The 15,000-nt window shown below is 55.5% G+C and carries 12 protein-coding genes; 7 read left to right on the forward strand and 5 right to left on the reverse strand.

What is annotated here, in order from left to right; translation table 11 throughout:
- Positions 1-60: 60 nt before the first annotated feature.
- Entirely contained in the window at positions 61-669 is a 609-nt protein-coding gene (locus L379_RS23545) for a glutathione S-transferase (RefSeq protein ID WP_015572763.1), read from the reverse strand.
- A gap of 436 nt (positions 670-1,105) precedes the next feature.
- On the opposite strand from L379_RS23545, the gene L379_RS23540 reads away from it, so the two are divergent.
- The 4 genes from L379_RS23540 to L379_RS23525 all read left to right on the forward strand — a co-directional run bounded on the left by L379_RS23540 (position 1,106) and on the right by L379_RS23525 (position 5,271).
- On the forward strand, positions 1,106-3,013 hold the full coding sequence (locus tag L379_RS23540; protein WP_015572764.1) for a PTS mannitol transporter subunit IICBA: 1,908 nt from the start codon (positions 1,106-1,108) through the stop codon (positions 3,011-3,013).
- A gap of 101 nt (positions 3,014-3,114) precedes the next feature.
- On the forward strand, positions 3,115-4,263 hold the full coding sequence (gene mtlD / locus L379_RS23535; RefSeq protein ID WP_017382581.1) for a mannitol-1-phosphate 5-dehydrogenase: 1,149 nt from the start codon (positions 3,115-3,117) through the stop codon (positions 4,261-4,263).
- Positions 4,260-4,850: a mannitol operon repressor MtlR gene (gene mtlR / locus L379_RS23530; RefSeq protein WP_032651946.1), complete on the forward strand. Its 591-nt coding sequence runs from the start codon at positions 4,260-4,262 to the stop codon at positions 4,848-4,850. Before mtlD ends, mtlR begins: the two co-directional genes overlap by 4 nt.
- Before the next feature lie 58 nt (positions 4,851-4,908).
- On the forward strand, positions 4,909-5,271 hold the full coding sequence (locus L379_RS23525; protein ID WP_015572767.1) for a YibL family ribosome-associated protein: 363 nt from the start codon (positions 4,909-4,911) through the stop codon (positions 5,269-5,271).
- Positions 5,272-5,303: 32 nt separating this feature from the next.
- Here L379_RS23525 and L379_RS23520 read toward each other — a convergent pair whose 3' ends face one another.
- From L379_RS23520 to L379_RS23505, 4 genes are read right to left on the reverse strand one after another with little or no spacing between them, the layout of a single operon-like run.
- Positions 5,304-6,398: a fimbrial protein gene (locus L379_RS23520; RefSeq protein WP_032651948.1), complete on the reverse strand. Its 1,095-nt coding sequence runs from the start codon at positions 6,396-6,398 to the stop codon at positions 5,304-5,306.
- A 9-nt stretch (positions 6,399-6,407) separates the two neighbouring features.
- Positions 6,408-8,888, reverse strand: a complete 2,481-nt coding sequence (locus tag L379_RS23515; RefSeq protein ID WP_032651950.1) for a fimbria/pilus outer membrane usher protein — start codon at positions 8,886-8,888, stop codon at positions 6,408-6,410.
- Between the two features lie 4 nt (positions 8,889-8,892).
- Complete coding sequence (locus tag L379_RS23510) at positions 8,893-9,567, reverse strand: fimbrial biogenesis chaperone (protein WP_023295610.1); 675 nt, start codon at positions 9,565-9,567, stop codon at positions 8,893-8,895.
- Positions 9,568-9,597: 30 nt separating this feature from the next.
- The gene (locus L379_RS23505) at positions 9,598-10,179 is read right to left on the reverse strand and encodes a fimbrial protein (protein WP_015572771.1); all 582 of its coding nucleotides are present in this window, start codon (positions 10,177-10,179) and stop codon (positions 9,598-9,600) included.
- Positions 10,180-11,278: 1,099 nt separating this feature from the next.
- Here L379_RS23505 and lldP point away from each other — a divergent pair.
- Genes lldP through lldD form a run of 3 tightly spaced genes read left to right on the forward strand, consistent with a single transcriptional unit; the run spans position 11,279 to position 14,888 of the window.
- Positions 11,279-12,934, forward strand: a complete 1,656-nt coding sequence (gene lldP / locus L379_RS23500) for an L-lactate permease (protein WP_003860175.1) — start codon at positions 11,279-11,281, stop codon at positions 12,932-12,934.
- Positions 12,931-13,704 carry a transcriptional regulator LldR gene (gene lldR, locus L379_RS23495; RefSeq protein ID WP_006808630.1) on the forward strand — a complete coding sequence of 258 codons (774 nt, stop codon included), beginning with the start codon at positions 12,931-12,933 and terminating at the stop codon, positions 13,702-13,704. Before lldP ends, lldR begins: the two co-directional genes overlap by 4 nt.
- The gene (gene lldD, locus L379_RS23490; RefSeq protein ID WP_015572772.1) at positions 13,701-14,888 is read left to right on the forward strand and encodes an FMN-dependent L-lactate dehydrogenase LldD; all 1,188 of its coding nucleotides are present in this window, start codon (positions 13,701-13,703) and stop codon (positions 14,886-14,888) included. The genes lldR and lldD overlap by 4 nt, the downstream gene beginning before the upstream one ends.
- The last annotated feature ends 112 nt before the right edge of the window (positions 14,889-15,000 follow it).

Genomic DNA, 15,000 nt, shown 5'->3' on the forward strand with positions numbered 1-15,000 from the left:
GAGGGAGTTAACATGTGGGGGGATTGTACCGCCTCCCGCCAGGAAGTGTTATAACCCGCATCAAGCCTTTGGCGGTTCAGTCCGGGCAAAACTTTCGCGCTGGAAGAGCGTCTCCGCCAGTTTGACCAGCAGCGGACGATCCACGCACCAGCCCGGCGAGACGCGGCGGAAATTGAGGTAGCCAATGGCGCAGGCGATGGCGATCGTCGCCAGATTCAGGCTATCGCTCTGAATTTTCCCGTCGCGGATCAGCTGTTCGCACATATCCAGGCTGCGGCTGATTTTTTCGCGCTGGCGCAGCAGCTCATTTTCTGACTGCTGGGCGGCGGGCCTTGCCTGCTCGCGTACGGACGTCAATGCCGCATCCATAATGCCATCCGCCAGGGCTTCAATTTGCTTCATCGCCAGCGCTGCTTTTGGATCCGCCGGCAGCATGGCTGGCGCAACGCCAAGCAGTTCGATGTACTCCGCAATGATCGGGGAATCAAACCAGTAATCGCCCTCGTCCGTTACCAGCGCCGGGACTTTCCCCAGCGGGTTGTACTGCGCAACGCCGTTCTCTGCGTTGTAGGGCTGTTCATTTACGAATTCAAATTCAATCCCTTTCTCCAGCAGGAGAATCGAAATCTTACGCACGAAAGGACTGGTATAACTGCCGATGAGTTTCATTGCTTATCCTTAATGCCCACAAAGAGGTCAGTATGGATCAAGCCGTGGAAAAAGGCAGGTGTGCGTATCGCATTCCTGCCATGAGGGGATACGGGAGAAATCTGCATAAAAATATTTTGTGAATCAAATCACAATCTGGAAACAAACAACCAACTTAACATTGTGATGCAAATCACAAAACGCCGCCCATTATGGCGTATTTCTGAGCGATGTATTTTTTTTACACACTCATTTTGTGATCGCGATCACTTCACTAATGTCCTCACCCCCTACATTCATGTGATTCAGATCACACAAAATTTCACTGTCTGGACAGTTGAACGATTCAGTGCCAGATTTCACAGCATCAGAACAGGGCCCGGCTACCTCTGCCGCCGCACATTAACGATAAACCTCGGGCCACAAGCCTAAGCGTAAACATAAGAAGGGGTGTTTTATGTCATCCGATTTCAAGATCAAAGTGCAAAGCTTTGGTCGTTTCCTCAGCAACATGGTGATGCCAAATATCGGCGCGTTTATCGCGTGGGGTATTATCACCGCATTATTTATTCCGACAGGGTGGTTGCCTAACGAAACGCTGGCAAAACTTGTTGGCCCAATGATTACCTATCTCCTGCCACTGCTCATCGGTTATACCGGTGGTCGTCTGGTGGGCGGTGACCGCGGTGGCGTCGTGGGTGCCATCACAACCATGGGGGTGATCGTCGGTGCGGATATGCCGATGTTCCTCGGTGCGATGATTGCCGGTCCTCTGGGCGGCTGGGCGATCAAGAAATTTGACGTCTGGGTTGATGGCAAGATCAAATCCGGCTTCGAAATGCTGGTGAACAACTTCTCTGCGGGCATCATCGGGATGATCCTCGCGATTCTGGCGTTCCTCGGCATTGGCCCGGCGGTTGAAGTGCTGTCCAAGCTGCTGGCCGCGGGCGTTAACTTCATGGTGGCGCACGACATGCTGCCGCTGGCGTCTATCTTTGTTGAACCAGCGAAAATCCTGTTCCTGAACAACGCCATCAACCACGGTATCTTCTCACCGCTGGGTATTCAGCAGTCACACGATCTCGGCAAGTCCATCTTCTTCCTGATTGAAGCGAACCCGGGTCCGGGTATGGGCGTTCTGCTGGCATACATGTTCTTTGGTCGCGGCAGCGCGAAACAGTCTGCTGGCGGCGCGGCGATCATTCACTTCCTGGGCGGTATTCACGAAATTTACTTCCCATATGTGCTGATGAACCCACGTCTGATCCTGGCCGTTATCCTTGGCGGTATGACCGGTGTGTTCACCCTGAGCGTACTGGGCGGTGGTCTGGTGTCTCCTGCTTCTCCAGGCTCTATCCTGGCGGTGCTGGCGATGACCCCGAAAGGCGCCTACTTCGCGAACATCGCGGCGATCTGTGCGGCCATGGCGGTCTCCTTCGTGGCCTCCGCTATCCTGCTGAAAACCAGCAAGGTGAAAGAAGACGACGATATCGAAGCGGCAACCCGTCGTATGCATGACATGAAAGCCGAATCCAAAGGCGCAACGCCGCTGGCGGCGGGAGATGTCTCTAACGACCTGAGCCACGTGCGTAAAATCATCGTGGCCTGTGATGCCGGTATGGGCTCCAGCGCAATGGGTGCGGGCGTACTGCGGAAGAAAGTGCAGGATGCGGGTCTGACCAACATCTCCGTCACCAACAGCGCGATTAACAGCCTGCCGCCGGACGTTGACCTGGTGATCACGCACCGCGATCTGACCGAACGCGCTATGCGTCAGGTACCGCAGGCACAGCACATTTCCCTGACCAACTTCCTCGACAGCGGCCTGTACGCCAGCCTGACCGAACGCCTGGTGGCGGCGCAGCGCCATGAAGATAACGAAGTGAAAGTGCGTACCAGCCTGCAAGACAGCTTCGACGAGAGCAACGCGCATCTGTTCAAACTGGGCGCTGAAAACATCTTCCTTGGCCGCACGGCGACCAATAAAGAAGAGGCCATTCGCTTCGCCGGTGAGCAGCTGGTGAAAGGCGGCTACGTTCAGCCTGAGTACGTTGAGGCGATGCTGGAACGCGAAAAGCTGACCCCAACCTACCTGGGTGAATCCATCGCGGTTCCACACGGTACGGTAGAAGCCAAAGACCGCGTGCTGAAAACCGGCGTGGTGTTCTGTCAGTATCCTGATGGTGTGCGCTTCGGTGAAGAAGAGGACGACATCGCCCGTCTGGTGATTGGTATCGCCGCTCGCAACAACGAGCATATCCAGGTGATTACCAGCCTGACCAACGCGCTGGATGACGAAACGGTTATTGAGCGTCTGGCCAACACCACCAGCGTTGAAGAAGTTCTGGCCCTGCTGAACAAGTAACAGCGCCTCTTCCCTCTCCCCCCGGGGAGAGGGCTAGGGTGAGGGGAAAACGTTCCTCACCCCAGCCCTCTCGGGTAAAAACATTGATGAAGGTTAACACTATGAAAGCATTACATTTTGGCGCAGGTAATATCGGTCGTGGCTTTATCGGTAAACTGCTGGCAGACGCGGGCATTACCCTGACATTCGCCGATGTGAATCAGGTGGTTCTGGATGCCCTGAATGCCCGTCATAGCTATCAGGTTCACGTGGTGGGTGAAAACGAACAGGTTGAAACGGTCTCTGGCGTCAACGCGGTAAGTAGCATTGGCGACGACGTGATTGACCTCATCGCGAGCGTTGATCTGGTCACCACCGCCGTGGGTCCGGTGGTGCTTGAGCGTATCGCCCCGGCGGTTGCGAAAGGCCTGGCGAAGCGTAAAGCACAGGGCGTTGAAACACCGCTGAACATCATCGCCTGTGAAAACATGGTGCGCGGCACCACGCAGCTGAAAGGCCACGTTCTTGCGGCCGTCGCCGACGAAGATAAAGCCTGGGTTGAAGCGCACGTGGGTTTTGTGGATTCCGCCGTGGATCGCATCGTTCCGCCGTCAGCATCCGCCACCAACGACCCGCTGGAAGTGACCGTGGAAACCTTCAGCGAGTGGATCGTTGATAAAACCCAGTTTAAGGGCGCGCTGCCGACCATTCCGGGAATGGAATTAACCGATAACCTGATGGCATTTGTCGAACGTAAACTCTTCACGCTGAACACCGGGCATGCTATAACCGCGTACCTCGGAAAATTGGCCGGTCATCAGACGATTCGTGACGCGATCCTCGATGAGAACATCCGTGCGGTGGTCAAAGGGGCAATGGAAGAGAGCGGCGCGGTGCTGATCAAACGCTACGGTTTTGATGCTGATAAACACGCGGCATACATCCAGAAAATCCTCGGTCGTTTTGAAAACCCGTATCTGAAAGATGACGTTGAGCGCGTGGGTCGTCAGCCGCTGCGTAAACTAAGCGCGGGCGACCGCCTGATTAAACCGCTGCTGGGCACGCTGGAATACGGCCTGCCGCACGCTAACCTGGTGAAGGGCATCGCTGCCGCCATGCACTACCGCAGCGAGCAGGACCCGCAGGCGATTGAGCTGGCTCAGCTGATTGATGACAAAGGCGCGCAGGCTGCGCTGGCGCAGATCTCCGGTCTGGATGCCAACAGTGACGTAGTTGCGGAGGCGGTCAGCGCATACAACGCAACCAAATGATGCAGAGTCCGGCGCAGGTTAGCCTGCGCCCGAATAACAGATTGTCAGATATGCAGGCAATAATGGAACAAACCCAGGCCTTTGAAAATCGTGTGCTTGAGCGTCTGAATGCTGGCAAAACCGTACGAAGTTTCCTGATTGCCGCCGTCGAGCTGTTAACCGAGGCGGTGAACATTCTGGTGCTTCAGGTGTTTCGCAAAGACGACTACGCGGTAAAGTATGCTGTAGAACCGTTACTGGACGGAGACGGACCGCTGGGCGATTTATCGGTACGGCTGAAGCTGATTTACGGTCTTGGCGTGCTGAACCGCCAGGAGTATGAAGACGCCGAGCTGTTAATGGCGCTGCGCGAAGAGCTCAATCATGACGGTAATGAGTACACCTTTACCGATGATGAGATACTGGGGCCCTTCGGCGAACTGCACTGCGTATCCGCGCTCCCTCCCGCACCTCAGTTTGATAACAGCGACCCTGATCTGTACGCGATGCAAAAGCTGCGTTATCAACAGGTTGTGCGCTCCACCATGGTGCTTTCCTTGACTGAGCTGATTTCTAAAATCAGCTTAAAAAAAGCGTTTCAGAAGTAAGCCCGCACACATTGGTGTATCCTTCCCTGTAAATTCCCCGTTTTCAGAGTTATTTGTCATGAAAGAAGTCGAAAAGAACGAAATTAAACGCCTGAGCGACCGTCTGGATCTGATCCGCCATCAGATGGCTGGCCTCTCCCTGGTCGATTCCGCCGAGAAATATGCCGAGCTGGAAAAAGAGTCCGTGAAGCTGGAGGCGGAAATTGAACGCCTGCGCGAAGTGAAAGGCCAGAAGCTGAGTAAAGAAGCGCAGAAGCTGATGAACATGCCGCATCGCCGCGCGATCACCAAAAAAGAGCAGGCCGACATGGGCAAGCTTAAGAAAAGCGTCCGTGGCCTGGTGGTGGTGCACCCGATGACTGAGCTTGGTCGCGAAATGGGCCTGAAAGAGATGACGGGTTTTTGTAAGACCGCGTTCTGATCGCCCTCCCCTGCCGCTGCGGCAGGGGAAACTCAGTTGTAAATCAGGTTAAACGTCGCCATCGCATCCGCTTTTCCCGCCGTCACGTTCTCTTCCGTCTGAAGGTAATGCGCATCAAACCAGAAGGTTTGCGTCTGGTTATCCCCCACTTGCCCAAATGCTGACACCTGTGGGGTGTTCCACGGTACCACCTGCCCCTGAACCGAACCGGTATTGTCACCGTAAAGCAGTTCGATCCCGACACCGCTGGCGCTATCCTCCTGTTTCGTCAATGCCAGCGCCCGATCGTTGCCCGGCGTGGTATCGCCAAAGAAACCCATCTTCACCGCCGTGTTATTTTCGCAGGTCACCGGAATGCTGAAGCGTCCGCCTCCGGCGCGGGAGCCGATACCGTGAAAATCACGCTGGCTCACGCTCCCCATGGGAACAAGAATGCTGCGAGAACCCACTGAACAGCTGGTACGCCTGACGGTGAAGCTGGCGAGATGGATCTGTACCGGTGTCGCCACGTTGGTGGCGCTGGCTTGATTTTCTCCCGCCTGCAATATCAGCGATCCGACATTTTGCTCCTGGGAATTGGCGTTATCGTCAGGCATGGCGCTGGTCGTTGGAATTTTGTAAAACACCACCCAGAACTGCATTTTATACATTGAGGCGCTGGCAAAGGCGGGGTTTTGCGATGCGTCGCAAATGCGCCGGGACTCATTGCCATTCACCTGACTTGTGCCGTCAATATAGCGTACCGCATCGGCGCCGCAGTACTGCTGTTCCCGGAACCCCAGCGCATAGCCGATGCCGTCGATCTGAGTTTTATAGACGTGACGTGACGCCCCGTCTTCACCAACCACGGTGCCGACGGGGTTATCCACGTCGACAAAGCCGATACTACGCCAGGCATCATTCCCGCCATCACAGCTGTAGAAATCCGCCCCGGTAGACTGTATCGGCGCAGATATCGGCGTCCAGTCCGCCGTGCCGGGCGCATACCCTATGGCGTAGGGCACCTGAACGACCCACTGATCGCGCGTGGTGCGGCAAGATGAGGTCTGAGCATGGGCATGAAAACTCAGCATGCCAAAAAGCGAAAGAAGGCTCAGGTAGAAAAACCAGTGAATAAAACGACGCATGATATTCCTCTAATGGCACTCAACGGATAGCGTAGCGATACCGGGGGCCATATGAGCTTTCCCCAGTCTGAAAGGTGTCTGGCATTGCTGCTGCTCCCCGTCCTGATACCAGCTGACGCGCAGGGTGCCGCGCTCTGGTACCCCGCTCAGGTAGGCCTGACCGCCGTCAGCGACCATGCTTCGGTTTGCAGAATGGCGGTTCTGCTCCACCACTTCAGCCTGCGCGCCAAACGGCAACGGTTCGCCGTGGTAGCGCAGGGAAAACAGAACGCGATAACCAATGTGGGTTTTGTAATTGGCCAGCACCACCGCGCCGCTGGTGGGAATGAGCGTCAGACCGCTCTGCTCAACGTCGACGTTCTCACCCAGCGTCGCCGTATCAAGGCTGACGGTATTTTTGCGATACGCCGAGAGCGTTGGCATGACCGCATAGCCGCGGCTGTCGGTATGGATCCCGTTGTAGCCCTCCGGCTCAACGTTCGCCGCGCCGGGCACGCGTAGCAGGGCGACGGTATCGCCCAGCGGCTGGCTAAGCGTGACGCCATACTGCGTGGCGATAACGCCTCCGGCGAGTCCGAGGCTCGCGTTGCTACCGCTTCGGCTGTGGTCATAACCGAGGCTGACGTTGCCGTAGCCACCGTTGTATTGCAGCGCCAGGCTGGTACTGTCGGCTTGTCCCTCGCTGGCCTTACTCTGCTGAACGCTGTAATTAAGGTTGCGATTCGCCAGCGCACTGCCGTTGAGTGACACCTGCTGCGTGGTCATCCCACGATTGTTGTGGTTGATGAAGTAACTGACCGAGCTGTCCGGTAACCAGTGACCAAGCGGAACATTGACGTTAAACGACACGGTACGATCGGGATGCTGCTCAAGCGCTGAGTCGGTGTAGTCATACCCCGCGCCCCAGGTAATGCCTCGCCAGCTGGTGTACCAGCCAATGTGGATGGTTTTATCCTGCCCGGACGTATGCCAGTAATCCTGCATCCATGCCGAGACGCTGAGGCTGCCGAACTGACCCAGCGTCTGTGAGAAGGTGACCTGCGAGCGGCTACGGCGATTATTGAGTTGCAGCTGTTGGCTGTCAGACTGATTCAGTTCACTGAATTCATAGTAATTGCGCGAGGCATAGCGATAACTCGCCAGGTTGAAGGCGGTGCCGGTAGCGCTGAAATCTTTCTGATACTGAATGCGCCACGCCTGCCCCATCGCGCTTTTGCCATTGGGTAAACGGCTTTTTGCCAGCGTATCGTCAATGCCCAGCGAGCCAAATGCGCCAAACCCTCTGCCTACGCCAATTGCACCGGCCTGATAGTTGCTCGCCGTACGAAAGCCGCCATACACCGTCATCCTCGAGAGCAGGCCGTAGAAGAAAGCGCCTTCAACAAACTCAGGTGAACGCGCATCGCCGGAGCCGGAGTGAAATCGTCCGGCGTTGAGGCTGTATTTCAGGCTGCCCAGGCGTCGCATAAACGGCACCGCAGAATAGGGTTGGGTAAAGACGCGCGTTGAGCCGTCACTTTCCGTGACCGTCACCTGTAGATCGCCACTTTGTGCGCCGGGGAACAGATCGTTAATGATAAATGGCCCGGCGGCCACCCAGGTTTCATAGATCACATAGCCATTTTGCGAAACGGAGACTTTAGCGAAGCTGTGTGCGACGCCGCGGATGGTTGGTGCGAAGCCGCGCTGGCTGTCGGGCAACATGCTTTCGCTTGATGTGAGCTGTACCCCGCGAAACGCCACGCTATCGAAGACGTCGCCTGCGGTCCAGGCATCGCCGATCCGTAGCTGGCTGTTAAGACGGCGAATATCCCGGGTCAGCCAGCTACTTTGCGACTGAAAATGGTCGCCGCCCGCGTCGCTGTGGCTCCAGGCGGAGGTGTTGCGCAACCGCCACGCCCCCAGATTGATACCGTTACGCAGGCTCAGATAGCTGGATGTCGTGACGCCACGCTGATGATGTGCCTGGCCGCCCGACAGACTGTAATCAGTAAATGCCGCCGGGATACCATCGTCCCACTGCGACTGCGGCACGTAGCCACGGCTGCGGTGTTTCATCGCCGCCTGCGGCAGGCTGAGAAAGAGACGCTGCTGGTTGAAATCATAGGAGGTTCGCGCTGCCGGAATGAAATCCGCGAGGTGCGTGAACGTTTCTCCCTCCCGCAACCGTGAGAATGCAGGAATGGCCCTGACATTCACCCCAAGCGCTTCCAGCAGCGATACGCTAAAAACGGGTTGCAGGCTGCCTTTCTCATTGACGAAGGTGATCTCCTGATGCCGCTCCTCGCGTCCGTTAATCTCCAGCGTCACGAGCCAGGTGCCTGGCATCTGCCCGCCCTTTTCAGAGAAATAGTGCAGATCCGCCGTTTTCTGTTCGGTAGAGGAAAGCTCCAGCGCGGCGGGATCAAAGTAATCCTCGGCCATCCCCGCGCGGCTGAAGCTAAGCAGCAACACCGAAAGCGGCGCGTAACGAAACAGGCGAAAAGACATGGTCTTAAAGAGGCTGGGTGTGGGTGGCGGTGATGGCACCAAAATCATTAATAGCCGACCAGCTTACGCCCCCGGAGGCGGACACAGGCCATTCGCGGATTTCCCCTGGACCGATCATGCCCGGCTGCTCAATTTTATGCCCGCCAACGGACAGTCGATAAAAAGAGACGTAGTATGGCGTCGGGTTGGCGGCCTTAAGCCCTTTTCCCGTCCGCGAAAACGTTATTTTCTGCCAGGCAGTGGCAGCGTCCCCTTTAAGGTTGTCCGGGCGGTAGAAAATTTTAAATTTCGATTTAACGTTAACTTGTAATTCGTTGCTGCTCTCTTTTGGCTTTGGCGCAATCGCTTTAATATCGAGCCAGAATACAGATTCACGATCTGTGGGCAGCGGAGCGCCGGTATATTGAATACGCAGCGTGTTGGTCTGCTCCGGATCAAGTCTGAACAGAGGTGGTGTAACAATAAATGGCGCAGCGTTATTTTTATCCTGCCCATCACCTTCAACCCACGACTGAATAAGATAGGGAACCGCACTTTCCATATTAGAAACAGAAAATGCCACCTCCTTGCTGTGTTGTGGGTATACGATCCGTGTTCCCCCCATTACAACGCCAGCGGAAACTGACGCAGAACTAACCATTAATGCAGTGAGCATAATATACGATAAACGTTTCATCATTATTATCTCTGGAGGTGGCTGAGAGTGAAATCAGTTATAAACCATCAGGAAGTTGGAAACGGCATTGACGTCGCCCGCGTTAATTTCCGACCCGTCTTTGTCGAGAGAGGCATAAAACGTTAATTCAGCATTGCCTTCAGCATCCGGTGCGGTTGTTTCAGATACCGTACCCGGTTTAATCGCGGTGCTGCGATCGCTGTTATAAAGCTTCACGCCGACGCCCGTCGCCATACCTTCGCCTGGGGTAACCTGTAGAAGTGTGTCATTCACCGTATCTTTGGTTCCGTCAAACAGTACCGCAACCGATTCAACCGTCTCCGGGCAGTTCTCTACGTTGATTTTGAACTCACGCGGCGTCGTTTCGCTGTGATCGTCGAAGTAGCTTTTCGCCCACGCGCCGAGGTCTACCGTTTTGCTTTTTGACGCAGGGGTAATATCACAGGAAATAAGAGTGATTTTCCCGGTAAAGTTGATCACGCCGCCTGTACTCTGCGAGCCAGCGCCTGTATCCAGGGAAGCATTAACGCCAGAATCACTGCTTGCCAGTACTGATTGAGAAGATAACAGCAGCCCCGCCGCGGCAATCGCCAGCGCCACATTTTTGATTTTCATTTGGAACACTTTCCCCTCTGTAAATTAAACAGATATAGACTTGTTGTACCAGGTACAATAACCGCTATAAGGATTTTAAAACGCCACCAAAAGGGTTTTAGCAGAATGGGTGACGCGACCTTATAGAATAAAGCAGGGTCCATCCCATGGTGATAATCCGTATATTTTCAGAAGGCCATACACAGATATCCTGCAACTGAGGAAATGACTTCTGGCCGAAAATAACACTGAATACGTTGTGGTTAGTAATAAATTTAATGTCTTCTGTAACGTTGCTTCTGAATAAATAGTAAATCATATGCCTTTTAACGTCTACGTATTGAAAAGCAGTACGCCGCGTCTGTAAACACTCTGGAATTAACACTCAGCTAACAAATTTAACCCCTTTCGATTGCCCTGATAATTATTAATTTGCTTTTAATACCGTAACTAAATTACAAGAGAGCCAACTGATCATTGTTTGATCAATTTATTTCAGAATATTATTAGCCAAAAAATGTCACTTCAGCAAAAAATTCTTGCCCTTTATCCTGAAAAATCACGGTTAAACAGGATATTTCTTTATCGATCAGCAATTGATCGTTTGTAATACACTGTTAAAATCTATATGTGAAATTTACCTTAATTAAAATTTTTTGCTACAGCTTAGATTTCGCATTTTTAACCAAAAAAAATTTTATTTATAGGAAATAAATCACTCTGCTCACATATATACAGCTTTTCAAAAACACAAATAAAGCAAACAAACCTCATTCAATTCACGTAATATTATCACCTCCCCATTTTATTCAACATCTTTTACGCGCCGTATCTGCTCAAAAGGCGAAAGTAATGCCCTCCACCTGACTACCGCTCCCAACGCACACGGTGAGTTGATTTTGCGATTTTGGTCCTACCAATCATGCGCAAAGCTATCCATCGTTCACAGTTTTGATGCTCCACTTCACAAAACCATTGCCGAATAGCAACACTTGGTTAACCATTTATTGCCATTAACCCTACATCACAATATTGGATGGACCACTTTTACACTAAGTGTGACGCTGAGATGAGCAGAGACTCACCCGACGAACACCTGTGTGGTCCTCAGGAGACCTGCATGAGCCTCTGGCAACAAAACTACGATCCGGCCGGGAATATCTGGCTGTCGAGCCTGATCGCATCGCTACCGATCCTGTTCTTCTTCTTTGCGCTAATTAAGCTCAAGCTGAAGGGCTACCTTGCCGCAACGTACACCGTTGCCATCGCCCTGCTGGTGGCGCTGTTCTTCTATAAAATGCCGGTCGATCGCGCGCTGGCCTCCGTGGTGTATGGTTTCTTCTACGGCCTGTGGCCGATTGCGTGGATCATCATCGCCGCCGTCTTTGTCTACAAAATCTCGGTCAAAACCGGGCAGTTCGATATTATTCGCTCGTCGATTCTCTCTATTACACCGGACCAGCGTTTACAGATGCTGATTGTCGGTTTCTCCTTCGGGGCGTTCCTTGAAGGGGCGGCAGGATTTGGCGCGCCGGTGGCGATCACCGCCGCTCTGCTGGTCGGGCTGGGCTTTAACCCGCTGTATGCCGCTGGCCTGTGCCTGATTGTGAACACCGCCCCGGTGGCGTTTGGCGCGATGGGCATTCCGATTCTGGTGGCAGGCCAGGTGACCGGGCTGGACAGCTTCGAGATCGGCCAGATGGTGGGTCGCCAGCTGCCGTTCCTGACCATTATCGTGCTGTTCTGGATCATGGCGATTATGGACGGCTGGCGCGGCGTGAAGGAGACCTGGCCTGCGGTGATGGTAGCGGGCGGTTCGTTCGCCATTGCCCAGTATCTCAGCTCCAACTTCCTCGGCCCGGAACTGCCGGACATCATCTCTTCCCTGGTGTCGCTGGTCTGCCTGACGCTGTTCCTGAAACGCTGGCAGCCGGTACGTATCTTCCGCTTTGCTGACATGGGCGCATCGCACGTGGATCAGACGCTGGCGCGCACCGGCTATACCGCCGGACAGATTGTGCGCGCATGGTCACCGTTCCTGTTCCTGACCGCCACCGTGACGCTGTGGAGCATTCCGCCGTTTAAAGCACTGTTCGCCCCGGGCGGCGCGCTGTACGACATGGTGATTAATATCTCCGTGCCGTTCCTCGACAAAATGGTCGCCCGTATGCCGCCGGTGGTGCACGACGCCACGCCGTATGCGGCAGTGTTTAAGTTCGACTGGTTCTCAGCCACCGGCACGGCCATCCTGTTTGCCGCTATCCTTTCCGTAGTGTGGCTGCGCATGAAGCCTGCCGCCGCGGTGCAGACCTTTGCGGCGACGATAAAAGAGCTGATGCTGCCGATTTACTCCATCGGCATGGTGCTGGCGTTCGCGTTTATTTCGAACTACTCCGGCCTGTCGTCGACGCTGGCGTTAGCGCTGGCGCATACCGGCCACGCGTTTACCTTCTTCTCGCCGTTCCTCGGCTGGCTGGGGGTGTTCCTGACCGGTTCAGATACGTCATCTAACGCCCTGTTTGCCGCCCTACAGGCCACGGCTGCGCAGCAGATTGGCGTCTCGGACGTGCTGCTGGTCGCCGCGAACACCACCGGCGGCGTGACCGGGAAGATGATCTCGCCGCAGTCCATCGCCATTGCCTGTGCCGCGGTGGGGCTGGTAGGCAAAGAGTCGGATCTGTTCCGCTTTACCGTGAAACACAGCCTGATATTTACCTGCATGGTGGGCGTGATCACCACATTGCAGGCCTATGTCTTAACCTGGATGATTCCATGATAGTGATGCCCAGACGCCTGTCCGACGAGATTGCCACTCGCGTACGGGCGCTGATAGAAGAACAACAGCTGGAAGCGGGCATGAGATTGCCCGCCGAGCGTCAGCTTGCCGCTCAGCTTGGCGTGTCGCGCAACTCACTGCGCGAGGCGCTGGCGACGCTGGTTAGTGAAGGGGTGCTGCTGAGCCGTCGCGGCGGCGGCACCTTCGTGCGCTGGCAGCATGACGACTGGTCCGAACAAAACATCGTGCAGCCGCTGAAGACGCTGATGGAAAACGACCCGGACTACAGCTTCGACATCCTCGAAGCGCGTCACGCCATCGAAACCAGTACAGCGTGGCACGCGGCGATGCGGGCAACCGACGCCGACAAAGAGAAGCTCAAAGCCTGTTTTGAAGCCACGCAAAGCAGCGACCCGGACATCGCCTCCCAGGCGGATGTGCGGTTCCATCTGGCGATTGCCGAGGCCTCGCACAACGTGGTGCTGCTGCAAACCATGCGCGGGTTCTTCGACCTGCTGCAATCCTCCGTGAAGCAGAGCCGCCAGCGCATGTATCTGGTCCCGCCGGTGTTTGCTCAGCTGACCGAACAGCACGAGGCGGTGCTCAACGCCATTCTGGCCGGTGATGCCGAGGCCGCGCGCAAGGCGATGATGGCGCATCTCGGCTTCGTGCATACCACCATTAAACGATTCGATGAAGATCAGGCCCGACAGGCGCGTATTACCCGTCTGCCTGGCGAGAGTGATATTTCCAGGGAGAACAAAGCATGATTATTTCAGCAGCCAGTGATTATCGCGCCGCGGCGCAGCGCATTTTGCCCCCGTTCCTGTTCCACTACATTGACGGCGGGGCGTATGCCGAATACACCCTGCGCCGCAACGTGGAAGACCTGTCGGAGGTGGCCCTGCGCCAGCGCGTGCTGAAGAATATGTCTGACCTGAGCCTTGAGACGAAGCTGTTTAACGAAACGCTCTCCATGCCGGTAGCGCTCGCACCTGTCGGTTTATGCGGCATGTATGCCCGTCGCGGTGAAGTGCAGGCCGCCGCCGCCGCAGATGCCAAAGGCATTCCGTTTACCCTTTCCACCGTGTCCGTCTGCCCGATTGAAGAAGTCGCCCCGACCATCAAGCGCCCGATGTGGTTCCAGCTGTACGTCCTGCGCGATCGCGGTTTTATGCGCAACGCACTGGAGCGCGCCAAAGCGGCGGGCTGCTCAACGCTGGTCTTTACCGTCGACATGCCGACCCCCGGCGCGCGCTACCGCGACGCCCACTCCGGCATGAGCGGCCCTAACGCGGCCCTGCGCCGTTACTGGCAGGCGGTGACGCACCCGCAGTGGGCGTGGGATGTGGGCGTGAACGGCCGTCCGCACGATCTGGGCAATATTTCGGCCTACCTGGGTAAACCGACCGGGCTGGAAGATTACATCGGCTGGCTGGCGAACAATTTCGATCCATCTATCTCATGGAAAGACCTGGAGTGGATCCGCGAATTCTGGGACGGCCCGATGGTGATCAAAGGGATCCTCGACCCGGAAGATGCCCGCGACGCGGTACGTTTTGGCGCCGATGGGATCGTGGTCTCTAACCATGGTGGCCGCCAGCTTGACGGGGTGCTCTCCTCCGCCCGCGCCCTGCCGGCCATTGCCGATGCGGTGAAAGGCGATATTGCGATCCTGGCCGACAGCGGCATCCGTAACGGGCTGGACGTGGTGCGCATGATCGCCCTGGGCGCGGACAGCGTGCTGCTGGGCCGTGCTTACCTGTACGCGCTGGCCACCAGCGGCCAGGCGGGCGTGGCGAATCTGCTGAACCTGATCGAGAAAGAGATGAAGGTGGCGATGACGCTGACCGGTGCGAAAACAATCGGTGAAATCAGCAAAGACTCTCTGGTGCAGGAGCTCAGTAAGCTGCCTGCGGCGCTGGCCCCTCTTTCTCAGGGAAACGCGGCCTGATCTCCCCCGGTTAGCCTCCCCTTCTTCCGCGCCCGACTTCCCCCTCGGGCGCTTTTTTTGTCGAAAATAACACCTGCGTAACATTCTGGATAAGAAAATTTGACATCCACCT

The organism is Enterobacter sp. MGH 33, assembly GCF_000534535.1.
GTDB lineage: Bacteria > Pseudomonadota > Gammaproteobacteria > Enterobacterales > Enterobacteriaceae > Enterobacter > Enterobacter hormaechei_C.

Excerpts from the sequence above, each read along its gene's own strand:
- lldP (WP_003860175.1), top strand. The coding sequence starts at position 11,279 with ATGAGCCTCTGGCAACAAAACTACGATCCGGCCGGGAATATCTGGCTG.
- mtlR (WP_032651946.1), top strand. The coding sequence starts at position 4,260 with ATGATGCAGAGTCCGGCGCAGGTTAGCCTGCGCCCGAATAACAGATTG.
- L379_RS23540 (WP_015572764.1), top strand. The coding sequence starts at position 1,106 with ATGTCATCCGATTTCAAGATCAAAGTGCAAAGCTTTGGTCGTTTCCTC.
- L379_RS23520 (WP_032651948.1), bottom strand. The coding sequence starts at position 6,398 with ATGCGTCGTTTTATTCACTGGTTTTTCTACCTGAGCCTTCTTTCGCTT.
- L379_RS23515 (WP_032651950.1), bottom strand. The coding sequence starts at position 8,888 with ATGTCTTTTCGCCTGTTTCGTTACGCGCCGCTTTCGGTGTTGCTGCTT.
- L379_RS23525 (WP_015572767.1), top strand. The coding sequence starts at position 4,909 with ATGAAAGAAGTCGAAAAGAACGAAATTAAACGCCTGAGCGACCGTCTG.
- lldD (WP_015572772.1), top strand. The coding sequence starts at position 13,701 with ATGATTATTTCAGCAGCCAGTGATTATCGCGCCGCGGCGCAGCGCATT.
- L379_RS23510 (WP_023295610.1), bottom strand. The coding sequence starts at position 9,567 with ATGATGAAACGTTTATCGTATATTATGCTCACTGCATTAATGGTTAGT.
- L379_RS23505 (WP_015572771.1), bottom strand. The coding sequence starts at position 10,179 with ATGAAAATCAAAAATGTGGCGCTGGCGATTGCCGCGGCGGGGCTGCTG.
- lldR (WP_006808630.1), top strand. The coding sequence starts at position 12,931 with ATGATAGTGATGCCCAGACGCCTGTCCGACGAGATTGCCACTCGCGTA.
- mtlD (WP_017382581.1), top strand. The coding sequence starts at position 3,115 with ATGAAAGCATTACATTTTGGCGCAGGTAATATCGGTCGTGGCTTTATC.
- L379_RS23545 (WP_015572763.1), bottom strand. The coding sequence starts at position 669 with ATGAAACTCATCGGCAGTTATACCAGTCCTTTCGTGCGTAAGATTTCG.